At 36.6% G+C, this 26,458-nt stretch carries 20 protein-coding genes; 8 read left to right on the top strand and 12 right to left on the bottom strand.

Annotated features, from left to right (window positions below):
* Window positions 1-67: 67 nt before the first annotated feature.
* The 5 genes from B3E00_RS14350 to B3E00_RS14330 form a co-directional block, all read right to left on the bottom strand.
* Window positions 68-820 (bottom strand): zinc ribbon domain-containing protein, encoded by a 753-nt coding sequence (locus tag B3E00_RS14350; protein ID WP_209576949.1) that lies wholly within the window; start codon window positions 818-820, stop codon window positions 68-70.
* Window positions 820-1,920: a Nif3-like dinuclear metal center hexameric protein gene (locus B3E00_RS14345; protein ID WP_293886494.1), complete on the bottom strand. Its 1,101-nt coding sequence runs from the start codon at window positions 1,918-1,920 to the stop codon at window positions 820-822. The genes B3E00_RS14350 and B3E00_RS14345 overlap by 1 nt, the downstream gene beginning before the upstream one ends.
* The gene (locus tag B3E00_RS14340) at window positions 1,910-2,395 is read right to left on the bottom strand and encodes a hypothetical protein (protein WP_209576952.1); all 486 of its coding nucleotides are present in this window, start codon (window positions 2,393-2,395) and stop codon (window positions 1,910-1,912) included. The genes B3E00_RS14345 and B3E00_RS14340 overlap by 11 nt, the downstream gene beginning before the upstream one ends.
* Before the next feature lie 15 nt (window positions 2,396-2,410).
* Window positions 2,411-3,172, bottom strand: a complete 762-nt coding sequence (locus B3E00_RS14335) for an alpha/beta fold hydrolase (RefSeq protein ID WP_293886495.1) — start codon at window positions 3,170-3,172, stop codon at window positions 2,411-2,413.
* Window positions 3,173-3,375: 203 nt separating this feature from the next.
* Window positions 3,376-4,086, bottom strand: a complete 711-nt coding sequence (locus tag B3E00_RS14330; protein WP_293886496.1) for an SAM-dependent methyltransferase — start codon at window positions 4,084-4,086, stop codon at window positions 3,376-3,378.
* A 149-nt stretch (window positions 4,087-4,235) separates the two neighbouring features.
* Between B3E00_RS14330 and apaG the strand changes: the two genes are divergently transcribed.
* From apaG to B3E00_RS14310, 4 genes are all read left to right on the top strand, one after another.
* Window positions 4,236-4,622, top strand: coding sequence for a Co2+/Mg2+ efflux protein ApaG (gene apaG, locus B3E00_RS14325; protein WP_209576955.1), 387 nt, complete (start codon window positions 4,236-4,238; stop codon window positions 4,620-4,622).
* 352 nt (window positions 4,623-4,974) lie between these two features.
* A complete protein-coding gene (locus B3E00_RS14320; protein WP_293886497.1) occupies window positions 4,975-6,840 on the top strand; it encodes an ABC-F family ATP-binding cassette domain-containing protein in 1,866 nt (621 codons plus the stop codon).
* Between the two features lie 91 nt (window positions 6,841-6,931).
* Entirely contained in the window at window positions 6,932-8,791 is a 1,860-nt protein-coding gene (mnmG, locus tag B3E00_RS14315) for a tRNA uridine-5-carboxymethylaminomethyl(34) synthesis enzyme MnmG (RefSeq protein WP_293880256.1), read from the top strand.
* Window positions 8,792-8,869: 78 nt separating this feature from the next.
* Window positions 8,870-10,549: an Ig-like domain-containing domain gene (locus B3E00_RS14310; protein WP_293938993.1), complete on the top strand. Its 1,680-nt coding sequence runs from the start codon at window positions 8,870-8,872 to the stop codon at window positions 10,547-10,549.
* 46 nt (window positions 10,550-10,595) lie between these two features.
* On the opposite strand, the gene B3E00_RS14305 is transcribed toward B3E00_RS14310, so the two are convergent.
* Both B3E00_RS14305 and nadB read right to left on the bottom strand, forming a co-directional pair.
* On the bottom strand, window positions 10,596-11,102 hold the full coding sequence (locus B3E00_RS14305) for a gamma carbonic anhydrase family protein (protein WP_293880252.1): 507 nt from the start codon (window positions 11,100-11,102) through the stop codon (window positions 10,596-10,598).
* A gap of 5 nt (window positions 11,103-11,107) precedes the next feature.
* On the bottom strand, window positions 11,108-12,700 hold the full coding sequence (gene nadB, locus B3E00_RS14300; protein WP_209576960.1) for an L-aspartate oxidase: 1,593 nt from the start codon (window positions 12,698-12,700) through the stop codon (window positions 11,108-11,110).
* A gap of 3,071 nt (window positions 12,701-15,771) precedes the next feature.
* Between nadB and nadA the strand changes: the two genes are divergently transcribed.
* Together nadA and thiL are read left to right on the top strand one after the other, a co-directional pair.
* Window positions 15,772-16,767, top strand: a complete 996-nt coding sequence (gene nadA, locus B3E00_RS14295; RefSeq protein ID WP_209577375.1) for a quinolinate synthase NadA — start codon at window positions 15,772-15,774, stop codon at window positions 16,765-16,767.
* A gap of 218 nt (window positions 16,768-16,985) precedes the next feature.
* Window positions 16,986-18,038 (top strand): thiamine-phosphate kinase, encoded by a 1,053-nt coding sequence (thiL, locus tag B3E00_RS14290; protein WP_209576961.1) that lies wholly within the window; start codon window positions 16,986-16,988, stop codon window positions 18,036-18,038.
* 29 nt (window positions 18,039-18,067) lie between these two features.
* Here thiL and B3E00_RS14285 read toward each other — a convergent pair whose 3' ends face one another.
* Entirely contained in the window at window positions 18,068-18,856 is a 789-nt protein-coding gene (locus B3E00_RS14285; RefSeq protein WP_293880245.1) for a segregation and condensation protein A, read from the bottom strand.
* A gap of 158 nt (window positions 18,857-19,014) precedes the next feature.
* Here B3E00_RS14285 and dxs point away from each other — a divergent pair, with 158 nt between their 5' ends.
* The gene (gene dxs / locus B3E00_RS14280; RefSeq protein WP_293938991.1) at window positions 19,015-20,943 is read left to right on the top strand and encodes a 1-deoxy-D-xylulose-5-phosphate synthase; all 1,929 of its coding nucleotides are present in this window, start codon (window positions 19,015-19,017) and stop codon (window positions 20,941-20,943) included.
* A gap of 537 nt (window positions 20,944-21,480) precedes the next feature.
* The gene (gene dnaA / locus B3E00_RS14275; protein WP_046672557.1) at window positions 21,481-22,905 is read left to right on the top strand and encodes a chromosomal replication initiator protein DnaA; all 1,425 of its coding nucleotides are present in this window, start codon (window positions 21,481-21,483) and stop codon (window positions 22,903-22,905) included.
* Between the two features lie 95 nt (window positions 22,906-23,000).
* Here the strand turns inward: dnaA and B3E00_RS14270 are convergent, their stop codons facing one another.
* The 4 genes from B3E00_RS14270 to B3E00_RS14255 all read right to left on the bottom strand — a co-directional run bounded on the left by B3E00_RS14270 (window position 23,001) and on the right by B3E00_RS14255 (window position 26,455).
* Complete coding sequence (locus B3E00_RS14270; protein WP_293880241.1) at window positions 23,001-23,363, bottom strand: hypothetical protein; 363 nt, start codon at window positions 23,361-23,363, stop codon at window positions 23,001-23,003.
* 146 nt (window positions 23,364-23,509) lie between these two features.
* Window positions 23,510-24,559: a tetraacyldisaccharide 4'-kinase gene (gene lpxK / locus B3E00_RS14265; RefSeq protein WP_293880239.1), complete on the bottom strand. Its 1,050-nt coding sequence runs from the start codon at window positions 24,557-24,559 to the stop codon at window positions 23,510-23,512.
* On the bottom strand, window positions 24,556-25,026 hold the full coding sequence (locus B3E00_RS14260; RefSeq protein ID WP_293880237.1) for a gliding motility lipoprotein GldH: 471 nt from the start codon (window positions 25,024-25,026) through the stop codon (window positions 24,556-24,558). Before B3E00_RS14260 ends, lpxK begins: the two co-directional genes overlap by 4 nt.
* A 52-nt stretch (window positions 25,027-25,078) precedes the next feature.
* A complete protein-coding gene (locus tag B3E00_RS14255; RefSeq protein WP_293880235.1) occupies window positions 25,079-26,455 on the bottom strand; it encodes a PSP1 domain-containing protein in 1,377 nt (458 codons plus the stop codon).
* Window positions 26,456-26,458: the final 3 nt, after the last annotated feature.

The raw sequence follows: 26,458 nt of genomic DNA, 5'->3' as shown, positions 1-26,458 counted from the left end.
AGTTGCATAAAAAAATGATTAAAAAAAAAGCCCTGCTAAAAATAGCAGGGCTTTTCTTTATCAACGATTAAAAACCGTACTCTTGTTCGATTTCCAATACAATACCTTCGTCAACCAAAACACGTCCACAGTGTTCGCAAATAATAATTTTTTTGCGCTGGCGGATTTCCGACTGCATCTGAGCAGGAATTTTATTGTGACATCCTGAACAGCTATCGCGGTCAATTGAAACCACAGCAAGTCCATTTTTGAATGAATTACGAAGACGGTAGTATACTTTGTTCAACCGATCTTCTATATTAGCCTCAGCTTCAGTAGCTTTCGCCAACAATCCATCTTCTTCCTTTTGAGTTTCAGAAGTAATGGTTTCCAATTCTTTCTTTTTTCCTTCAAGTTCGCCTTTGCTATACTCAAGATTCCCTACAGTAGTATCGTAGTTTTCTGTTTTATTGCGAATCTCGAATTCTGCTTCTTTAATTCTCTTTTCACAAACCTGAATCTCAAGACCTTGAATTTCAATTTCTTTTGAAATAGCGTCATACTCGCGATTATTCTTTACCTCATTTAGCTGCGACTCATATTTCTTGATAGCGGCTTGGGCATCCTTAATCATGTTCTTACGCTTAACGATCGAATCTTCTAAATCGTCTAAGTCTATTCTGATCTTCTCAATACGAGTTTCTAAACCCGCAATCTCATCTTCAAGATCTGCAACTTCCATAGGTAACTCACCACGAACTTGGCGAATTTTATCTATTTTAGTATGAATGGCTTGCAAAAGCCATAATGCTTTCAATTTTTGTTCTACGGTTTGTTCCATCAACTGTAGTATTTTATAGGGTTTGTATCTATTTCTGTTGTTAAGGTTGCAAAGTTAGGAAATTTTTTCGTAATAATGTCGTACAATAATTCTTGCGTAAATTGTTCGCTCTCAAAATGTCCTGTATCAGCAATGACGATTTCACCTTCAGCATCAAAGAATTCATGATATTTGTAATCCGCCGTCACAAAAAAATCAGCACCCGAACGTTTAGCAGCTCCGAGTAAAAATCCACCTGAGCCACCACAGACAGCTACTCGTCCAACCTTTTTACCCAAAAGTGCTGTATGACGAATAACATTAAGTCCAAGTTTTTCTTTAAGATAAGCTAAAAAATCCAGTTCATCCATTGGTTCTGCTAAATTTCCGATCATTCCAGCCCCAATCTCACTGACATTATTAGCAATATCAATCAGATCGTAAGCTACCTCCTCATAGGGATGGGCGTCATAAAGTGCCAAAAGCAGCTTACGTTCTATGCCTTTCTGATAAATCACTTCTATCCGGGTTTCTTCAACACGTTCTTGCATGCCAACCTCTCCAATTGCAGGGTCCGCACCAGCCAACGGCCTAAAACTACCATAACCAGCCGTATTAAAGCTACATTGATCGTAATACTTTCCGACTTTTCCGGCTCCCGCATCGAATAAGGCCTGCCGAACATCTTCAACGTGACTTCTCGGAACAAAAACAACCATTTTTCGTAAAATATTTGTTTTAGATTCCAAAATCGCCTGATTCTCCAAACCTAGCTTGGTCGCAATCTTTGTATTCACGCCACCCGTAACATTATCCAGGTTCGTATGAATCGCATACAATGCTATTTTATGTTCGATTGCCTTAATAACCGTACGCTCCACATAATTCTTTCCATTGAATTTCTTCAATCCTTTAAATACAATTGGATGATGTGAAATAATTAAATTACAGCCTTTATCAATAGCTTCCTGGACGACCGATTCTGTACAATCCAACGAAATGAGCACTTTTGTAACCTCCTTATTCGCATCTCCCACAATAAGTCCAGCATTATCATAAGATTCTTGTAAATCTAAAGGAGCAAGCCGCTCCAAATAGTCAATGACATCTTTAATTCTCATGGTTTACAATTACCTCCTTTTCTCTAAATTTATTATGTTCTTCTAAAATCCGCTTATTTGCATTAATTTCAAACCAGTAATTTGCTAAAGTCACAAAATGCATAACAATTAGCACGCCTGAAATAGATAATGGTAATGGAATATTTGTTGCTAAATAAATCCAGGCATATAAGGATCCTTTTCTAAAGGTAGGATTTTCCTCAACGGCGATTTTCCGATCATAGAATTCGTTAATCAAAGAATCCCGCAAACGTGCAGCAACCTGAAAATTCCAATAAATATTCACCAAAGGGATTGCGACCAACCACGATTGGTTAAGTGTCATTAATCGATTTTCTGGGGCAACCAATTTTAAAGTTTTCCGGATCGTATTTGCAAATAAAAGCCACACGATAATACGTATAGCGACGATAGCCAAGGCTGTATAAATTACCTCCGGCTTACTCAATTCTCTTACTAGTTCCTCTTGCGTCATTGAAATATCTATTGCTTATTTATTTTCCCTTTCTAACAAATCTACTAATTCTTTCAGCTTTTTTATTTGCGGATTGTGATCAGCAACAAATTCGATTGTTTTAAAACCAAGACTTTTAGCTTTTTTATAAAATGGATAAAAATCATCCTTCTCCCACGCGGTCCCATCTTCATACGTTAAGATGTAGGTTGTTGGAATCCCATTTCGTTTCGGATTTATCAAATGAATTCTATCTGTAAGTGTTTTTATAGGGTGGGGGACGTCTCTCGGAAACTTAGTATCATCTTTTACCCAAAAAGGAAGAATATAGCCATCCTTTTCAAATTTCAAGAGTCCATTATCCTTACCCGGCTTCTGCATCAAATTTATCACTGACTCCTGGTCTGAAGGAAGGATAGCATCCAAATAAACCATTTTTTTGATTCGATCCGGAAGGCTGTCTGCTACAGCCGTTATAACCATACCACCATAACTATGTCCAACCAAAATGATATCATGAAGATCCTCAAACAAAATTGTATTCACCACATCATTTACATGAGTTTGCAGTCCAATAGATGAATCTGCTAGATGATAACGCTCTCCTAAACCAGTTAGTGTGGGACGGTAAATTTTATTTCCTTTTTTCTCCAATTCGGTAGCCGTATTTTTAAACTGCCAGGCACCGCCCCATGCCCCATGAACTATTACATAGGTAGAAGACTGTGCATAAAGACATTTGCCTAAAATAGTTAATGAAAAACAGAACATTAAACCAAATAATCTACAGTATTTCATATCGTTATATTTTTGAGTAATTTATATCAATTTATTTTTGTTTTACAGCGAATTATTCTATTCATCTTATTCTCACATAAAATTGAAGGATAAAAGACAAAATGTAAGCACTCACTCAACTCGTAAAGACAACTTAAAACCTATTTCTAGCAATTTTACAGCTTTATTATATAGTACCAAATAAATAGGGTAGGGGAGAGCCATCAAACATACAAAAGGAATATAGTCGGTCTTTTATGAAAATCATCCTTTCGTTTTCGCCATTCAGCAATTGTAAAGCTCTGTATGGATTCATCTGGGGCTGTCATATTGGATGCTATACAGAGTAAGGTCGACGGCTTACAGGTTTTCAACAATTCTGCTAAAAGCTGATTATTCCTAAACGGGGTTTCAATAAAAATCTGCGTTTGTTTTTCACGTCCTGACTGGAGCTCCAGACTTTTAATTTCTTTGGCTCGTTCTATTTTATCGATTGGCAGATAGCCATGAAAAGCAAATTTCTGACCACTGAACCCCGATGCCATAAGAGCAAGCAGAATTGAGCTTGGACCAACAAGTGGAACAACTTTGATTCCCAGCTGATGAGCACGGGCAACAATTGAAGCGCCCGGGTCAGCCACACCGGGGCATCCTGCTTCCGACATCAAACCCACATTCTTACCCTGCGTTAGGCCATCAAAAAAATCATTCATATTTCCTTTATCGCGCGCATGTTTCCCATAGTCATGAATTTTGAGCGCGCTCTGCGGAATCTTTAAACCCGCAAGTTTTAGAAATTTACGTGCTGTCTTTTCGTTTTCCACAATATACTCGTCCAATGAATTTATCGTTTCCACCAAATAAGGAGTAAACGACTGGAAAGCTGCATCTTCACTCAAAGGAACAGGAATTAAATATAATATGCCATTTGCCATAATACAAACGTACTAATTAAGCTCGATTTGACTATACTAATTTTAAACTTAGCATTATTTAACCTTTTTAAATCATTAAAATTTCGAATTTTAAACTCATTATTAGTATTTTAGCATAAATATTTAGTGCAACAATAAACATCATTCAAATGATCACACAAATTACAGAAGGCGTAAAAATCTCGGTTGAAACCATCTATCAATCTGAGTATTCGAATCCGGACCGTGAACATTTTATGTTTGCTTATCATATTAGCATAGAAAATCTCAGCGATTACACTGTTCAATTGATAAGCCGCTATTGGAAAATTTTTGATGCAAAAGGAGACTATAGAGAAGTATCAGGTGATGGTGTAGTAGGAGAACAACCCGTTATTGAGCCTGGACAAACCCATCAATATACTTCAGGTTGCAATCTCAATAGCGAATTCGGATTTATGGAAGGATATTATAATATGATCCGAACACTAGACAACAGCAGCTTTCATGTTGAAATACCACGGTTCAATCTGATTGCAGATTACGCGTTGAATTAATTTTATCAAGGCAGTATCATTATTGCCAATTAATCATCCAACGAAGCTTTTTTCGCATCGAATAAGAAACTATTTCTTTATTTTTGCGAGCGTTCCAAATTAGCGGGTTATACCTATTCCTTTTGAATTCACGCTTCATGTGATGGAAAAGGTAAACCGAATACAGAACGCCACCCAATGCATTAAATTAGTCAGCAATCAAAAAGATTATTGATTTAATATATAAATAACTGATAATCAGAAATTTAATAAAAAAAATGATTATCAACATAATACCTACTACCGGGGATAGAGATCTCCTGGAAGGTACCGTGTTGTGTAATTTAATGAATATAATTTAGGGTGATATAACGTGAGTATTTTAGCTACAGAACAAGTCAGCCATTCTTTCCACGATCGATGGCTTTTTAAAGATTTACATTTCGGACTCCAAAAAGGAGATCGAGTAGCCTTGGTCGGAATCAATGGAACAGGTAAGTCAACCTTACTTGCCATTTTAGCAGAACGAATTCTACCGACTTCTGGAAAGGTTGTAAAAGAAAAAGGCATAAAAATTGGCTTCTTAGAACAGGATCCTGATTTCACAGGATTAAAATCTATCAATGATTTTATTTATAGTGCAGACAATGACCAGCAACGTCTTATCCGCGAATACGAAGAACTTCTTTCGGAAAGTAATATCGATGAAAAGAAGCTAGAAGATCTGACAGAGAGAATAAGCTCTTTGAATGCGTGGGAATATGAACATAATATAAAGACGATTCTCAATCGGCTAAATATTATGGATTTTCATCAGGATATTAAAAGTCTTTCAGGAGGTCAACGAAAACGGCTGGCATTAGCCAAACTTTTAATCGATGAACCTGATATCTATATCCTCGATGAGCCTACCAACCACTTGGATATAGAAACCATTGAGTGGCTAGAAAAGCTGTTAACGACAGGAAGCAAAACCGTTCTTTTGGTCACTCACGATCGTTATTTTTTAGACAATATCTGTACGGAGATACGCGAACTGGATAGGGGTAATCTCTATAATTATAAAGGAAACTATTCCTATTTTCTAGAGAAAAAATCTGAAAGAGAAGCGATCGATGCAGTGATGGTAGAGAAGAGCAGAAATCTTCTTCGTCGCGAATTGGAATGGATGCGGCGTCAACCTCAAGCACGCGGTACAAAATCCAAATCGCGTATCGATGCATATTATGAATTGGAAGAAAAATCTAAAGCTATTAAAGGAAACGACTCGGTACAACTTAGTGTAAAAGTGAGTCGACAGGGATCGAAAATATTGGAACTAGATAAAGTTTCTAAACGTTATGGCACAAAAGAAATCATACAGGATTTTTCCTATACGTTCAAAAAACTAGATCGTATTGGTCTAGCTGGAAAAAATGGAACGGGAAAATCTACCTTTTTAAACTTGATCACTGGTGAAGAATATCCTGACGCTGGAGTTATCGCTGTTGGAGAAACAACAGTATACGGATATTATAAACAAGGCGGATTGGAAGCAAATGAAAATGACCGTGTATTGGATGTTGTGAAGAATGTAGCAGATTATATTGAGATGGCAAACGGAGAGGTAATTACAGCTTCCCAGTTATTAACTCACTTTCTATTTCCTCCTGAAAAACAGTTTGGTTTTGTAAACAAGTTGAGTGGAGGAGAAAGAAAACGGCTACAGCTCATGCGTGTGTTAATGCGGAATCCAAATTTTCTTATACTCGATGAGCCTTCAAATGACTTAGATATCGACACCTTAAATGTATTGGAAGATTTTCTCGATAACTACAAGGGTGTACTCATCCTGGTATCACATGATAGATATTTATTAGATAAACTAACGGATCAACTTTTTATTTTCGAAGGAAGGGGGAGAGTCCAAATCTACAATGGAAACTATGCTGACTTCAAACTCGAACAAGATGAGATCCAAAAGGCAGAGAAAGAAAGACAGAAAAAAAATATTCAAGAACAGGTAAAGCCAGTTGCAAAGGAAGAGAAGAAAAAGCTTTCTTACAAAGAGCAGCTGGAGTATAATAAACTCGAACAAGAGATAGAAAATCTCGAGCAAAATATAAAATTGAAAACGGAAGAGCTTAATCAATTAACAGATCATCTAAAGCTTTCGACACTTGCGGAGGAAATTGAATCGATACAAAAGAAGATAGATGAGAAATCAGAGAGGTGGTTATATCTTGCTGATTTTATGTAAAATTTCATAAAGCGTTTCACGTGGAACGAAGATAAAGCTTAAATTTGTAAACAAATAAAAACCACGTTTCACGTGGAACAAGAATAGAAATATGTTTAAAAAATATAATGTAATAGTAGTTGGTGCAGGTCATGCTGGCTGTGAAGCTGCAGCCGCTGCTGCGAACTTAGGTTCGTCAACATTACTCATCACAATGAATATGGGGGTAATAGCCCAAATGAGCTGTAATCCCGCTATAGGTGGAGTTGCGAAAGGTCAAATTGTACGGGAGATTGATGCGATGGGTGGATACACAGGTATCATTGCGGATAAATCAACAATCCAGTTCCGCATGCTTAATCTATCTAAAGGACCAGCTATGTGGAGCCCACGTACGCAAAATGACCGGATGCGATTCGCAGAAGAATGGAGGTTACAATTAGAGTCTCTACCTAATTTAGATATGTGGCAAGACACGGTCAAAGAGGTCATCGTAAAAAATGGTAGAGCCTGTGGCGTCATCACTTCAATGGGAATTGAAATAGAATCCGATGCTGTCGTATTAACCAACGGAACATTTTTAAATGGCGTTATCCATATCGGCGATAAGAAATTTGGAGGCGGTAGAACAGGAGAGAAGGCCGCCACAGGTTTGACCGAACAGCTTGTTTCACTCGGCTTCGAATCAGGTAGAATGAAGACCGGAACTCCACCAAGGATAGATGGAAGAAGCCTCAACTATGCGCTGATGGAAGAACAATGGGGTGACGAAAAAAGAGGTAGATTTTCTTATACAGATGTAGATATACCCACAGAACAACGTTGCTGTTGGATCACCTATACCAACGATAAAGTACATGAAATGCTACGGACGGGTTTCGAAAAATCACCCATGTTTACCGGACGTATTAAAGGTTTGGGGCCTCGCTATTGTCCTTCGATAGAAGACAAAATTAACCGTTTTGCAGAACGTGACCGCCACCAGATATTTGTCGAACCTGAAGGTTTCAAAACAGTAGAGATTTATGTAAATGGATTTTCTACATCACTACCAGAAGATGTTCAACTAAAAGCACTACAATTCATCCCGGGCTTTGAAAATGCTAAGATGTACCGCCCAGGTTACGCCATAGAATATGACTATTTTCCGCCAATGCAATTGGATCTTACACTCGAAACGCAATTGGTAAAACATCTATTCTTTGCCGGCCAAATCAATGGTACAACAGGATATGAAGAGGCGGCTGCTCAAGGTTTCCTAGCGGGTATTAATGCACATCAACGTATCAATGATGATAAAGAACTTATCTTAAAAAGATCCGAATCATATATAGGTGTATTGGTTGATGACCTCGTAACAAAGGGAACAGAAGAACCTTACCGGATGTTTACATCAAGAGCAGAACATCGATTGTTACTCCGCCAGGATAACGCGGATATTCGCCTTACTCCATTAGCGTATAAATTGGGACTGGTAGGTGAAAAAAGAGTAAAGAAAGTACAGGATAAAATAGATAACTCTACAAATATAATCGCCTACTTAAAACAAAATTCCACTAATCTTGAAAAGATGAATACCGTACTGGCTGATGTAGGTTCAAGTGCACTTGCTCAAAAAACCAGATTAAGTAATGTATTGGCAAGACCTCAGGTTAGTATTCAAGATATCATCAAAGGGGATGAAAGTTTTGCGCAATTTGTAGCACAATTCGATAACGATACCATAGAACAAGCAGAGATCAATCTTAAATATGAAAGCTATTTCGAAAAAGAAATAGAGATTGTAAATCGCATGAAAAAGATGGAAGATAGAGAAATAAATCCGGACTTCGATTATAGTTTGTTAAATTCACTGTCCATCGAAGCAAGGCAAAAATTATCGAAGGTTAAACCACGTACACTTGGTCAAGCTTCACGAATCTCGGGCGTTTCACCTTCTGATATCAGCGTATTGATGGTTCACATGAGTTAAATAACTGATTTACAGATTTTTAATCTAAATACATATATAAGCTTAAAATAAGCGATTTAAGACAATATTCTATTTTTTATGACAACTTCTTCAAAAGAAAATAAAAGTAGCTCAGAAAGGCTAAAAAATAGCTTTACGCCAAGATTACTTATTTTAAGCTTGTTTATCATGCTTATTGCCTTATCAATACAGTGTGCGAGTATACAGCAACCAACTGGAGGGCCAAAAGATTCTATTCCGCCTAAGATTCTATTGGAAAATCCGCCGAATTTCTCGAAGAATTTTACAGAAAAAAAAATAGTCATCACTTTTGATGAATACATTAAACTCGCCAATCAACAAAAAGAATTTAGTGTGACGCCCGATATGGGGAGCAATCCGGAATTTAAAGTCAAGAAAAAAAATCTTGAAATCACCCTTCCAGATTCTCTTGAAAAGAATACCACATATAGCATCTACTTTGGTAAAGGACTTGTCGATTATAATGCAGGAAATGCATTGGTCAATTATGCTTACGTGTTTGCTACCGGAGACAAAATCGACTCGCTCAGCATATCTGGTAATGTAAAAAGTGCAATAACTAAAGAGGTAGAGAAAGAAGTTAAAGTCTTATTGATCCCCATTAGCCAAGATTCTATTTTTGGTAAAAAGAAGGCAAATATATTTACGACAACAGATACTGCAGGCAATTACAAACTAAATAATCTAAGGGAGGGAACATACCGCATTTACGCACTCCAGGAAAAAAATAATGACAGAATCTATAACGGTGCCGACGAAGAAATAGGTTTCTTAAAAGATTCTATCGTACTAGAGCGAGATCTGAGCAACATTAATCTTGAAATATTCAAGGCCACTCCAAAGAAGTTTAGAACGTTAGAAAAGAAATTTGAAAAAAATGGAAGTGTACTCCTTATTTTTAATAGAAGAGTAGAAAAACCCAACTTAAATATTCTTGATGATGAAGTAAATAATAAAGATAAAATCATACGCTTTGCAAAAACCTCTGATTCTGCGACCTTGTTTATTCCAAATTTAAAAATAGACTCTTTAAAGTTGGCCTTAACGGAAAATGAGAAGCCACTGGATACCATCCTGGTTAGAAAAGGAAACGTAAAAATAGAACAAACAATAGACCCTATTTTTACACCAAATAACGGGAGGGTCGATCGCATCACTCACCTTCAAGTGTCCGCTTTCACACCAATAAAAAATATAGACAAGACAAAATTAAAATTCAAGGAAGATTCTTTGGTGCGGACCAATTATCAGCTGGCTGTGGATACAGCGAATTCAAACATCTACCACATTCGATATAATTGGAGGAAGGATAAAAAGTACCAAATTGAATTTGCAGAAGGCGCTATTACGGGCTATTTTGGAGAACAAAACAAAGAAAAAAAACTGGATCTTACTTATGATGATAGTGAAAACTATGGGGATCTTACCTTTGATTTCACGGACCTCGATAGCAATACAACATACTTAGTCGAATTGATCAATGAGAAAAAAGACAAAGTCTATCGCTTAGACAAAATAAGCATAGATAAACCGGCAGTAGTGTATAAACAATATCCAGGCGGTAAATACAGTTTGCGTGTAATCCGAGACGATAATGATAACGGTATCTGGGATACCGGAGATGTAGAAAAAAAGACTTTTCCAGAACCCGTTGTATACTTAAACAAAGTATTCACGATACGAGCAAACTGGGAGCAAAAAGACAGTTTTTCATTAAGTGGCCTCAAGAAAGAATAATCGAGGCCACTAAAAAAGCCTTTTACACATTCCTAAGTCGTTTAAGCTAAAACCAAGAACTGTATAGAACATAATTATGCGGTAACTGTAGTAACAAATCTTTCTGTTCTTCAGTTAGCGCTTTTATTTTTTTTGCTGGCACACCGGCATATAGGAATCCGGACTCACAGCGCGTATTTTCTAAAACGACAGCCCCAGCAGCAATAATTACATTCGATTCGATCACAGCATTATCCATTACAATAGCGCCCATACCGATAAGTACGTGATCTTCAACAACGCAACCATGTACCATAGCTTGGTGTCCTATGTTTACATAACTGCCAATTGAAGTACCACATTTCTTATAAGTGCAATGTACAACAGCTCCATCTTGGATATTTGTATAGTTCCCTATTCGAATATAATTGACGTCGCCACGTATGACAGCATTAAACCAGACCGAACAATGATGTCCAATCTCAACATCACCTACAATCGTCGAATTGGGCGCTAAGAAGCACTCTTCAGCAATTAGCGGTGACTTATCCAAAACGGGTAAAATAAGTGCCATATCTCTTAGAAAATTGTATCCTGTAATATTTCGGAATGCTCGGGATGGTCAGTTGTATAATGCAATCCTCGACTTTCCTTTCGCAACATCGCCGATTTCGTAACAATGTAAGCTACTTGAATCACATTTCGTAATTCACAAAGTTTGACAGAAAGCCTGGTATTTCTATAAAACTCCTCTGTCTCCTCATATAATAGATGGAGCCGCTTAAGCGCTCTTTCAAGCCTAAAATCAGAACGGACGATACCAACATAATCGCTCATGATCTTTTGGCATTCGCGCAAATTGTGAGTCACCAAAATATCTTCATTAGAACGCGAGGTCTCAGAATCATCCCATTCAGGAACATCACTTATATGACTGATTGTTTCAACCAATTGCGTCGCATCTAAGAATATACGATGGGCATATACAAGTGCTTCAAGCAGCGAGTTGGAAGCCAGTCTATTTGCGCCATGCAAGCCTGTAGAAGAACACTCTCCGCAGGCATAAAGATTGAGAATACTGCTACGCCCAAAATCATCCACATAAATTCCACCGCAAAGATAATGCGCTGCAGGTGTCACCGGTATAAAGTCTTTGGACATGTCAAGTCCAATAGAAAGACATTTCTCATATATATTCGGAAAGTGTTTGATAATATCGTCCTTATCCCTATGCGTGATATCGAGATATACATAATCAATACCAGATTTCTTCATCTCCGCATCAATAGCTCTAGCCACGATATCTCTCGGAGCCAACGAAGCTCGCTCATCATAGTCCTCCATAAAAGACTCTCCATTGACTCTTCTTAAAATACCTCCAAATCCTCTCACTGCTTCGGATACGAGAAACGCAGGTGAGTCCTTAGGGTTATATAGTGACGTGGGATGAAATTGCATAAACTCCATATTACGCACCTTCCCTTTGGCTCTATACACCATCGCAATACCATCGCCAGTGGCAATGGTCGGATTAGTTGTGCTTGAATATACATGCCCAGCTCCACCGGAAGCCATTACCGTAACCTTACTCAAAATTTTATCTACGTGATGAGAAAATGTGTTGAAAGCATAGATACCATAACACGTGATATCCGTTTTATTCTTATCTACATATTCACCCAAATGGTGTTGTGTGATTAAATCAATGGCAAAGTAATGTGTTACAATTTCAATATTTGGATCGACATGTGCCTGCTCTAATAGTGCCCGTTCTATTTCGTAACCGGTGATATCCTTGTAATGTAATATGCGATGCGCCGAATGCCCCCCCTCCTTTGCTAAGTCATAAAGTCCAGATTCTTCCTTATCAAAGGATGTTCCGTAGGAAATCAGCTCTGCAATACGATCAGGAGCCTCGCGAACGACGTTTTCCACAATTTCAACATCACATAATCCGTCCCCAGCTATCTGAGTATCAACAATATGCTTTTCAAAGCTATCGGACTTATCCACAACAGCAGCTACCCCCCCTTGCGCATATTTTGTATTTGACTCATCCTCATTAGACTTCGTGACTATCAACACTTTACCGAATTTAGAAGCTTTTAATGCGAAGCTTAATCCAGCTATACCTGATCCAATGACCAAAAAATCGACCTTTCTATCTGCCATATATTTTAAATTCACAAACTATCCCCAAAAGTGACGATTCAAATTAACGAAAAATGTGGAAAACGTGTAAATAAAAGGTTAAATAAAAATGAAAAGTATTTAACAATTTCCAAGTCCCCTACTTTCCAGCTAAATTTTTGAAACTTTTCCGCATAAAACTCTTGAGATTTCCACAATTTTTAAACACAAACTATTCAACAAAAAAATATGGAAAATAAAAAATGAATAAAATTAGCATTTTAAAAATCAGCTATTTAATCTAAAAATACTGTTGAAAAATTGTTGAAAACTCTATAAAAACCTAAAATCAAAATGAAATCAAAGCTATTTATACCACTTTTCCACACCATAATAAACAATAAGAGATCTTCTATTTAAAATAATTAGTATTTATTGAAAAAAAAGATTGTGGAATACGTTCGAAAATCTTTGTTTAGTTTTGTAAAGTTCAATCAGACGCTTCTACGTTTCGATATTTGGAACTTGTAAAAGATCCCATCGAAATATTCGAATCTGATTGAGTTTGTTTAGTTTTTATTCATTCTATTCGCTTTCTAAAGTGGTTTAGAAAGCAATATTTATTTAATTTTTTTTTGATATGGATTTAATGTGATTTTAAGAGGCTTAATTTCAAAATCTGTTGCACTTTTTGCAATCGAAAGCTTATATAGTTCGATATTTTAAGTTTTTAATTTTTATTATGGATTTTATGGAATTCTAAGCTGCTCAAATTGTTAAAAAATGCTATTTGTAAATTTAGCTTAGATGCTGTGAGGTTTCAATATTCGCTATTTTAAAGAAAATAGTGCATTTTATTGGATTGTAAAGTGCCTGGACCTGTTCCAAATAGTTTATCTGTTGACTTTTTGCTTTAGAAAACTAATTTTAGTGTGCTTTAGATTTGTCTATTTGTGTTTTTATAAAAATGGAAATTTAATAACTCATTCTGAGCTATTGGATTTTTTGGCATTGATTATTCAAGCAATCAAATCATTGAAATTCTTCCAGATTGATAGATTTGAGGTGTATTGATATAAATTTTTGAGCTTTAAGCACTTTTTAGTTAAGATATTTAACTGTTTTCTACGATGTAGATTTTATATTCAAATCTATAGGCGTCAAATTTTAATATAAACGCTTTTACAATTGAGTATTCAATTATAATCAGATTCAAATACTTTCTGTAAGATTGTAGACGACTTTATTTGAAAATTTGATTTTAAACGCTGAAGTAGATAATTAAGGGATTGAGATTTTTTAGATAAAATAATTTGTTCGAATAATGTATTGTAGTACAAACAATCTTGTTATATTTGTTGCCCGACGTCAATTTGTATTTGGAATTAGTGGATGTTGGCTTGTGAGATTTGAGTATTCTGAATGATGATTTAGAAGTTTTATTATAAAGAATTCTAAAGGGGTTTATTTTTTAAATAAACGCTTTACAGATCGAATAGATTAATGTTAAATGATAATTTTATCCCCTATTCAATCCTAAGCGATTAAGTGTATTTTAGAATTTAAAAAAGTGTTTTCGAATTGCTATTTATTTTAAATCTAAAATTTATGTATTTAACTGTATATTATTTTTTTAGGTTATTATTTTAAAGCTGGTTTATTTATAGATTTTGGTAAGTAATTGGTGCACTATAATATTTAATTCCTTTTAATAGCGATTTTATATTTATGTCTAACAGTTTTAGAAATAACAGGCTGCGCCTTTTAGTATGATTTTGTAATTCGAGTGCCAAAATAAGCCATTGATCTACAGATTTTGGATTGATTTAGCTCATTTTTATATTAAACCTCTTTACAATTGAGTAAATACCCATTTATTGGATTATATCGTTAATATTCGATTCTCAGAGGGTTTGTTTAGAAAACACACAAGATCGATTTTGGGTAGAATTCGATAGTAGACTATTATTTTTGATAAATAGGCTTTGAGATTAGTTTATAATTGAATTCGTTTTATATATATAGAAATATTCAATTCTTATCGAGTTTATTATAAATATACATTTCCTAGATCCAGTTCCTAACTGGTTGCAATTGATTTGTCCTTATAAGATTATACTATTTACCACACCTCGAGTTTTTTTTCAAAATATGCTCTTCTAGCGACCTTACTTTATTGCGTAAATTTTGATTGTATAGTATGCGCTAGTTGAATGTGTATTTGCAGTTCAACAGTTGTTAGCGCTGTGTTTAATATTATCTGGAATTAGTTCGAATTACAAAGCACTAATAAATCTGCAGCGCTTAATAGGCAGCTTGCGGTAAATGGAAGTTAGAATGAAAAATAGAGCTACAGACGATTGTCAAGCGCTTTATTCTCCATTTTGCTACACATATTCAGTATTCTTTCTTTTCACCGTTTCAAATTCATAGCGTATTGGCTGATTTAACCCCCTGAGAATTCAATAAAAATTTATTGATCAAGTCCTAGACCATAAATCAGTTTTATAATGACTTTAAATCCGCAAGTCGTATTAAATGTTAATAAATAAAGCTTCGTTTTGTGGCATATTTTTCATTGTTTTGTAATGTGGCGAAGAACGTTCCTTAGGCTCCGAAAGAGGAATATTAGCGAAACTGATTTTCTAATATAGAAATAGTTTACAATAAACCCGCTGAGCTTTTGATAAAGGATATATGTCTTAATTACATGCTTTATATTCGATTCTAGAAGGGTTTAGTTTGAAATGATCTTTTTTTATTGTTTTTTAGAGATAATAATTTAACTATTAATTTTAAATATAAAAGCTTTATAGTTGAAGAAACATTCGGTTTTCTTTCTTGTTTGCTAATCCAGATCATAACTGGGAGCGATTATCGGATCAGATTTCGGAATTGGTACCATCCAGTAACCCGGATAATTAATACAAATCAGTTGTAGCCGAAAAAATAATTGATATTTTCATTATCAACCATTAATATCCGAATGCTAGATACTATTTCCTGTTGATGTGAAGGGTAAATTGCGATCATTAGATTAATTTGCTTTTAATTGACTTTTATATATGCAACAATGCTTATTTTTGTCATTCACAAAAGTTGAAACTACCCGCATGGAAATTGTAAATTATGAGCTTCAGGCCAAAGGTTATATCGATGCTCCGATCGATCCTTCATTGGATTTGGTTGAAGAAATCCAACGATTGAAGAAAGAAAAAAATGCTGTAATATTGGCTCATTATTATCAAGAGTCTGAAATTCAGGATATAGCCGATTATATTGGAGATAGCCTAGGACTATCACAAGAGGCAGCCAAGACGGATGCGGATTTAATTGTTTTTGCTGGCGTGCATTTCATGGCGGAAACAGCCAAGATACTTTCGCCTACAAAAAAGGTTATTTTACCTGATGCCAAAGCTGGTTGTTCGTTGTCGGATTCCTGTCCACCACATCTTTTTGCGAAGTTTAAAGAACAATATCCAGATCATCTGGTCATCACTTATGTGAACTGTACCGCTGAATTGAAAGCGCTTTCAGATATTGTATGTACATCAAGTAATGCTGTTCAAATAGTGGAGAGCTTGCCTGAGGACCAAAAAATCATCTTTGGTCCCGATCGTAATCTAGGGACATACGTTAAAAAGAAAACTGGCCGGGATCTAGTCCTTTGGAACGGCGCTTGTATGGTGCATGAGATTTTTTCCCAGGAAAAAATTGAACGTTTGAGAGCCGAATATCCGGATGCGAAATTTATTGCCCATCCAGAGTGTGAAGATCATATTCTAGCGAACGCAGATTATGTCGGATCTACAGCTGGAATGCTGAAATTTACTCAAAATGATGCAGCTCATTCCTATATCGTTGCTACAGAATCAGGCATTCTCCATCAGATGCAGAAAGCGAGTCCTCATAAGACTTTTATACCAGCGCCACCCAACAATGCTTGTGCATGTAATGATTGTCCACACATGAAGCTGAATACGCTTGAGAAGCTCTACAATTGCCTTAAGTTTGAATCGCCTGAAATTCTTCTTCCTGAAGATGTTATTTTTCGCGCCCAGCGTCCGATTGAACGCATGCTGGAAATATCGGCGAGCTTGGGACTATAGCGATTAGCATAATTTGGGTATTAGCGATAGAAGAAAAGACTGGTTTTCGATAGCGAGCATGAGCTTTTCTTTTTTCCATAGCAGAAACGAGAATTACGACTCGACAAGTGCGGAAAACTGTTGGATTTTATTGCGACAACTGTTTTGTAATGTCAGTACGATCAATCTTTGAGATGATTGTTTGGCATTATCGATAATAAACTTTTAAACTTTTTAACATGTTTGATTTTGACAATACCGAGCGAACCAATTTGGAAGAAATGGGTGAGTTCGGACTGATTGATTATATAAGCAAAGCTGTGGAATTAACGGAGAAGTCTACCATTAAAGGTATAGGTGATGACGCCGCTGTTTTGGATTTTGAGGGTAAGAAAACGTTGATATCCACTGACTTACTTTTGGAGGGAATTCATTTTGATCTTCGTTATGTTCCTTTAAAGCATCTAGGTTACAAAGCTGTTCAGGTCAATTTGAGCGATATCTACGCAATGAATGGAATAGCGTCTCAGATTACCTTTTCAATAGGCTTGTCCTCAAAATTTCCATTGGAAGCCGTCGAGGAGATTTATCAGGGAGCTTTAATTGCGTGCAAGAAATATAACGTTGATTTAATTGGAGGAGACACGTCTGCTTCAGCACAAGGATTAGTAATTTCTGTCACGAGTATAGGTTACGCTGATGCAGATCAAATCGTTTATCGTAGTGGCGCTCAGGAAGGCGATTTATTATGTGTCTCTGGCGACCTGGGGGCTGCTTACATGGGCTTACAGCTGCTTGAGCGTGAGAAGGATATTTATCTAGAAAATCCAAATGTACAACCTGATCTGGAAGGGAAAGATTACATCGTTGAGCGGCAATTAAAACCTGAAGCCCGTAAAGATATTGTAGCTTTATTTGCTGATCTGGGAATTAAGCCTACAGCGATGATGGATGTTTCAGATGGGCTTGCTTCAGAGATTCTTCACATCTGCCGACAATCGGACAAAGGCTGTCGGCTATATGAGGAAAAAATTCCGCTTGATCAGATGACTTACGATACTGGACGGGAATTTGGAATTGATCCGACTGTAGCGGCGTTGAATGGCGGTGAAGACTACGAATTATTGTTTACAATCGCGCAGGCAGATCACGATAAAATTAAGAATCTGCCAGACATCAGTATTATCGGTTATATGACTCCCAGATCCGAAGGTTGCGAGATGATTTCTAAATCTGGAAATCTTTATCCGATTACAGCGCAAGGATGGAATGCTTTTAAGAAGAAAGATTAAAAAAAAGACCTGTCTTAGACAGGTCTTTTTTATGTTTCTTCAGTTTCTAAGATAAATTCTTCCTCTTCATTTGGATCTCTTCCACCAACGTTGAAATTGTTGTAGCCCAAGCCTACTTCAATCTGTAACAATCGCTGCTGAAGCATTTCAAGAATGGCCAAAAAGTTATAGACGAACTGAATTTTATTTTCTGAGTTTTTAAGAATTTCCTGAAAATCCAATTTTTTGTTAATCTCAATGAGTTCGGCTATTGCTTTCTTTTGTTGTTCAATTGTGTAAGGGTATTTGACAACCGTATGGGTTACTTCTGGCGGACGATTACGGAATTGATACATCATTTGCTCGTAGATCATCATTAGGCCATAAAGGTCGAAGTTATCCAAATTTTCGCCGCTAGAATCTAGCTTAAGTCTTTGCTGGATATCGAAACGTATATTGCCTCGGCTATAGCATTTTAGACGATTCTCTTCCAATATTCTAAGATCTTCGCAGGTTTCTTTAAATTGTTTATAGAGAATAAGTTTTTGAACAAGATCTTCCCTAAGATCAATTTCATTCTCATTATCGTCCAAATCTGGACGAGGCAATAGCATTTTAGCTTTAATACGCATCAGCGTTGAGGCAACGAAGATAAATTCACTTGCCATTTCCATATTGAGCGCTTGCATTTGGCTCACATAAGACAAAAAATCATCTGTAATCTTTGAAATTGGTATATCGTGGATGTTTAGTTCATCCCGTTCGATAAAAAATAATAGTAAATCAAAAGGTCCCTCAAATTGAGGAAGCTTGATTTCGTAGCCTTCTTCTACTTGCATATCTTATACAAATTTACATATAAAATCTTTTGCAGTAACGCTTATGCAAACTATTCATTATTTTATTTGTTGTACCTCAATATGTAAATGCGATTTATTTTAAAGATTAAATAAATTTGTCGTTACTTTGTGAGTATACATCATGTAAATAGCATACTATGCAGTTTGAGACTGGAGAACTATTAAGTAAAATAAACGATCCCTCTGATCTTAAAAAGCTAAAGGAAGACCAATTAGAACAATTAAGTCAGGAATTACGTCAATTTATTATTGATCAAGTTTCGGTTAATGGTGGTCACTTTGCAGCAAGTTTAGGAGTTGTCGAATTAACGGTAGCATTACATTACGTAATGAATACCCCCTATGATCAATTAATTTGGGATGTCGGTCATCAGGCTTATGGGCATAAAATTCTAACGGGTCGTCGCGATATATTTCATACCAATCGAATTGAGAACGGAATCTCGGGTTTTCCCAACCGTTTTGAATCCCAGTACGATGCATTCGGAGTTGGTCACTCATCGACTTCTATTTCCGCTGCGTTGGGTATGGCAGTTGCATCTCAGATAAAAGGTGAAAAAGACCGCCAGCATATCGCCGTGATCGGTGATGGCGCGTTAACAGGAGGAATGGCATTTGAAGCATTGAATCATGCAGGAATTTCTAAATCTAATCTTTTAGTAATTTTGAATGATAATTGCATGTCGATAGATCCCAATGTTGGTGCCTTAAAGGAGTATTTGACAAGTATTACCACCTCAAAACGATACAATAGATTTAGAGACGATATAGCAGCAGTATTAACTAAGATTTCCGAAGTTGGTCCTAATGCTTTGGGGATTGCCAAGAAATTGGAAAAAAGTATAAAAGGAACTTTACTGAAGAATGCTAATCTCTTTGAATCTCTAAATTTTAGATATTTTGGCCCAGTTGATGGGCACGATGTTAAGAAATTAGCAAAAACGCTTGAAGACCTTAAGCATATACCAGGCCCCAAATTATTACATGCTGTTACTGTTAAAGGAAAGGGCTTTGCGCTGGCTGAAAAAGATCAGACAAAGTGGCATGCCCCTGGTTTATTTGATAAAATTACAGGTGAGATCAAAAAATCGCTCAGTGATAAACCTGTAGCTCCCAAGTTTCAGGATGTCTTTGGACATACCTTAGTGGAGCTCGCAGAACAAAATGATAAGATCGTGGGGATAACGCCGGCAATGCCATCAGGATCTTCTATGAACATCATGATGAAAGCTATGCCCGAACGTGCTTTTGATGTGGGTATTGCTGAACAGCATGCTGTCACATTCAGTGCGGGACTAGCAACTCAGGGACTATTGCCATTCTGTAATATCTATTCGTCGTTTATGCAACGAGCATATGATCAGGTGATCCATGATGTTGCATTGCAGAATCTGAACGTCGTTTTCTGTTTGGACCGTGCGGGCGTTGTAGGCGCAGATGGTGCGACACACCATGGGGCTTATGACATCGCATTTATGCGCTGTGTGCCGAATATGACTGTCTCTGCTCCGATGAACGAGGAAGAATTGCGTAATTTGATGTACACAGCTCAATTGCCGGACAAAGGACCCTTTGTCATCAGATATCCCAGAGGAAATGGTGTTATGCCAGATTGGCGCCGCCCATTTATGGAAATCGAAATTGGAAAAGGACGTCTTATAACGGAGGGAGAAGAGCTTGCTATCTTAAGTTTTGGAGCTATAGGAAACGAAGCTGTTAAAGCTGTACAGCATTTGAATGAATTAGGTATACATCCAGCACATTATGATCTTCGGTTTGCCAAACCATTAGATGAATCCTTACTCCATCAAGTCTTTAAGAAGTTTAATAAGATTATTACAGTGGAAGACGGAAGTTTACAGGGGGGCATAGGCTCGGCTATATTAGAATTTATGGCTGATCATGGTTATCACAGCCAAGTAGTTCGTTTAGGTATTCCAGATAAGATCATTGAACATGCTGAACAAAATGCGCAGTGGAAGAACGCACGCTATGATGCAACTGCAATCATCGTAGAAGCTAAAAAACTTTGCGACGGAAAATTAACCAATTCAATGGTCGGATAAAACCTATGCACTTGAAAAATAAAAAGGAGATCCATCTGGATCTCCTTTTTTATTTTTCAAGTTTTAAGTTCATCAGGAACATCACATGTTACAATGTGTTTTTTCATTCAGGTAATTTATACGGATTTTTATTTTACAAGTATGTATTAATTTGGTGAAATGTACATTAGCAATGATGTTAAGTTGGCTTTAAATTCTTATGAATTTATTATTAAAAATATATGAACCAAAGATTGTAAATAGCTATTATTTTGGTTAATTTAGATCAGCACCTTAGGAAGCGAGAAGTAGTAAGTTTACACGTCTTTTGGTTCTTTTTTTTAAATAAATTTGGAATGTTAATAATTATTTTTAGAGATCAATTTTAGCGCTAGTTTTCCACAATTTTACACTGTAAATTACTGACATATAATTGTTTATTAATTATTTTATATTTTAGTTTTTTAGCTGATATTTTTTTGTCATCTTCGTTCTCAGAGAAAGTTATCAACATATTTTTTGTCGCGTATTGTAAATCAACTTATTAACAATTTTAGAATGGAAAAAACGTATTCAAGTGTCTGGAATAATTGTCTTTCGATTATCAAAGATAATATACCAGCACAAAGTTTCAAGACCTGGTTTGAACCTGTGAAAGCAGTCCGTTTGGAGGGTGACGTTTTGACTATTCAAGTGCCTAGCTTATTTTTTTATGAGTGGCTAGAAGAACACTATGTGGGAATTCTTCGCAAGACCGTAAAGAAATTTTTAGGAGAACAAGGTAGATTGGAATACAATATTGTAGTAGAGAAGTCTTCAGCTTCTCATCCTTATACGACTAATCTTCCATCGAATGGCAATGGAGCGGAGGGGAAAAGGCAATCGATCCCTGTACCGGTATCTTTAAATAGAGATATCAAAAATCCATTTGTTATTCCTGGATTGAAAAAATTGCAGGTTGATCCGCAATTGAATCAAAACTATACATTCGAAAATTTTATCGAAGGTGAATGTAACCGTCTTGCTCGATCAGCAGGATATGCTGTCGCTAATAAGCCTGGCGGCACTTCATTCAATCCGTTGATGATTTATGGAGATGTTGGTTTGGGAAAGACACACCTTGCCCAAGCAATCGGAAATGAGATCAAAAGAAATCTTCCCGATAAACTGGTCATTTATGTGTCGTGTGAGAAATTCTGTCAACAGTTTGTGGATTCATTGAAAAATAATACGATCAATGATTTCGTTAACTTTTATCAGGCAATGGATGTCATTATTATGGATGACGTACACAACTTTGCTGGTAAAGAAAAAACACAGGATATCTTTTTCCATATTTTTAATCATTTGCATCAATCTGGTAAGCAGATTATTTTGACTTCAGACAAAGCACCTAAAGATTTAGCTGGTTTGGAGGAGCGTCTGCTTAGTCGTTTTAAATGGGGATTGTCTGCAGATATTCAGATTCCGGATCTTGAGACAAGGATGGCAATTTTGAAGAAGAAGATGTATTCCGATGGTATTGACTTACCAGAAAATGTCGTTGAATACGTCGCAACACAGATCGATAACAGTGTTCGTGAATTAGAGGGGGCAATGGTTTCACTTTTGGCTCAGTCTACATTGAACAAGAAAGAGATCGATTTGGGGTTAGCAAAATCGATGTTGAAGAATTTTGTAAAGAATACACACAAAGAAATTTCAATGGATTTTATTCAAAAATTAGTTTGTGAGTATTTCGAAGTTCCTGTGGATATGGTAAAGTCGAAAGTTAGAAAGCGAGAAATCGTGCAGGCCAGGCAAATTTCGATGTATTTAGCAAAGGCACATACCAAATCTTCACTCAAATCGATCGGAGCATTCTTCGGAGGAAGAGATCACTCAACTGTTATTTATGCCTGTCAAACCGTAGAGGATTTAATTGAAACTGACAAGAAATTTAAAACTTACGTGAGTGACATTATGAAAAAGTTAAAATCTTAATGTCGATTACTTTAAGTAGAAAGCAGAAAGGGCAGTCCAAAATGGATAGCCCTTTCTGCTTTTTTACCTAAAAGCTCTCTATTACATTAAAAACGCTAGCGTTTAGACATTCTCTCTTTCATTTTTTCTTGTTGTTCATCAAATAACTTAACTTGTTCAGGAGTTAGCCACGATTTGATTTTGGCAGATTGCATCTCTTGAAGTTGCTTAAATTTCTCCATGTTCGCTTTTCGATCCCCACCATCATTTCTTAGTGCAGCCCGTTGCTGAGCCTGACTTAGCGTAAGATTATAGATTGAATCTTTTTGTGTTTGATTGAGGCTTAATAATTTGTCTAAATGCTCTACACGCATTTTAGCTTGTTCTTCCGGACTACGTTGCTGACGCTGTTGAGCGGAAACAACACCTGTAGCGCTTAAAAATAAACACGCTACTGCCATTAAAATTTTCTTTTTCATCGTTTGTATAGTTTATATCATGAGTGCTTGTCGTGGCACAATCATTTGTTCATTAAAGACCGAGAAGAACTTTTAAGCTTCTCCGCTTTCATATAGAATATAAATTTGATGAAAAGGTTTAGTATAGCAGCTGCTCTTAACAAAATTTAAGGTTGATTAACACTTTGATTCACTGTATCATGTAGTCTTTTACAGAATAAGTCCTGCTGGAGCGCGTCGTGAAATCGAAGTCCGATCGGTAAGTATACCAAGTTGATAGCAGCAAAGTATTTTCTAAAAGGTTTTAAACGTTGAAAGTCTTTTTCAGTTGTCAATACTATTTTGTTGCTACTCGTCGAACTGTGGTAAGATTTTAAAATGTGATTAATATCAGATTCGTTAAAAGAATGGTGATCTCCAAAGGAGATATGTGTAATTGAATTCGTTTTGTCTTGGAGATAATCTACCATCGGTTCAGGTTTCGCAATACCAGTGACCAAAATAATGTCTTTGCCTTTGATATCAACTACACTTCCCTTACTATCAATGGGTTCGAGATAGTCAATATAACTAAATACGATTAATGCTTCTTTGTTATAATACCTGATTTTGTTTTCTATTTGTCTTTTGTCTTCGGTTGGAAGTTCAATTGGACATTTCGTAATGGCTATGATCTGAGCACGCTTAGCCTCAATAAGGAGATCTCTAAAATTTCCTGTAGGAAATACGAGCATGGGATGTGAAAACGATAGAAAATCAAATAATAATATATTGAAAAGCGGTGATAATTTTCGATGTTGATAAGCATCGTCCAAAATAATGAGTTGATGAGCGGACTCAAGTTTTTCAATTCCGGTGCAACGATCCTCACAAACCGCAACTGTGACATCTGGAAATTTATTTTTGAATTGTAAGGGCTCATCGCCGACATCCATGGCCACTGAATCCGTCTGTACTAGATAAAAACCTTTTGTACGGCGTCCATACCCTCGGCTGAGTATAGCTGTTTTATAGTGACTCTTAAGGATAGAAACCACAAATTCAGTCATTGGGCTTTTCCCCGTTCCCCCTACGGCGAGATTTCCTATAACAACGGTTGGAATATTGAAAGAGCGCGACGCAAGCAGCTTATGATCATATAATCTATTTCTTATCCAGACTACCACGGTATAGATCATAGTAAAAGGAAATAATAGATATCGTAACAAGGCTATCATTTTGGAACAACGGTTAGCCCTACGTCTGTAATTTCTTTCAACGGATTTTCTTTCATGTGCTGTTCGATAGCAATAGTATAAGTTCCTGTATCCGGAAATAGGTAATCTTTATGGATTACGGATTGATTATTGTACAAGCTGCCAGAAGATTTTCCTATCCATTTTCCATCAGCTCTGGCCATTTTTATTTCTTTACGAAAAGTGTATTGCTTTTTATCTGGACCGAGTTGATAAATAAGTACAAAAAGGTTGGAAAAAGCATATTCTGGCGTATGACGGACATCCATCAATACATCATATCGTTTGTTTTTGTCGGCGATATGAAATTTAAAACTGGGCAATGATGTATTTAGCCAAGCTTTATTACCAATAGGTTTATTTTCATTTATAACAAACGGTTGGTCACAAGAATACCCTATGCCAATACATAACAAACCAAGGAGAAGAGGAGTGCGTTTGAGTTTCATGTCTATTTATATAAAAGAATATGCCTAATGGGTTAAAATTAGGCATATTCTTTTATTCTGCTTTCGGTGTATTATTGTTATTACTGCCTTTGTTTTTATTCCGATGACGATTGAAACGCTTTTTTGGTCTATTATTAGATCCTTCTTTGCTGTCTTTATTCGCGATTGGGCTAACGGCATCGGTCGCTAGCTGAGGTTTACCACTTTGTTTTGATGGACTCTGTTCGGGTTTTTCAGCTTTCTGTCCAGTCTTATTTTCAGGTTTACCAGTATTGCTTTTGGATTTTCTCTTTTTCTTTCTTTTATTCCGATCATCAAGTCGAGTTAAGCTATCCTGTCCGACTACATTCTCGTAATCGTGCTTGATATTTTTTTCTTCTTTGATTTCATCAGTATCCATTACACTTGAAATTGCTTCCGGTTTAATGCCCTGCTTATTCATTTCTACAAATTCTCTGACTTGTTGAACGGGTAATGCAATCCAATTTTCTGCTCCAGGAAAAGAGAACCACATCAGTTTTTTGAAGATATCAGTTTTTTGAAGATAGGCGACTCCTTTTAGCGTTTCGATGCGGTCTATGTTATTAGGAATATCCTTAAGTGCATCCATATAGCTATCCAATTCATAATTGAGGCAACATTTTAATTTTCCGCATTGTCCTGCTAGCTTCAATGTATTCAGGGATAGGTTTTGATAACGTGCAGCCGATGTGGATACCGTTTTGAAATCTGTTAGCCAGGTTGAACAGCAGAGTTCACGTCCGCATGAACCAATCCCACCAAGACGACTGGCTTCTTGTCGCATACCGATCTGGCGCATTTCAATGCGTATTCTAAACGCTTCAGCCATTTTTTTAATGAGCTCCCGGAAATCGACACGACCCTCAGCGGTATAATAGAAGGTAGCCTTCGTTTTATCCCCCTGGTAATCGACATCGGAGATTTTCATCGATAAACCCAAATCCAGGGCGAGTTTGCGCGCCTTGTGCATTGTTTCCCATTCGAGATCTTTTGCTGCGTTATACTTCTCGACATCAACCTCATTAGGCTTCCGATAGATTTTTTTTGTCACCATCTCAGGGGTAACATTATTCTTTTTGAGTTGTAGTCTAACCAATTCACCTGTTAGGGATACATGGCCGACATCATAGCCCCCTGTAGAGGGCTCAACAACAACCATCTCACCCATTTCAAGGTAGATATTGTCTACATTAATAAAGAAATCTTTTCGCGATCCCTTAAATCGTACTTCGACGATATTAAATGGTTTATAGTTTGATGGCATATCCATATCGGAAAGCCAGTCATATACATCTAATTTATTACATCCGCTAGTCATGCAAGAGCCATTGTTCTGACATCCTGCCGGTGTACCATTTGCCGTGGTAGTACCGCAACCTCCGCCGGATGAGCAACTGCCACATCCCATAGT

It is taken from the genome of Sphingobacterium sp. UBA5996, from assembly GCF_002429765.1.
GTDB lineage: Bacteria > Bacteroidota > Bacteroidia > Sphingobacteriales > Sphingobacteriaceae > Sphingobacterium.
Note: the sequence above shows the minus strand (reverse complement) of the source record. Positions and strands in the feature narration are given on the sequence as shown.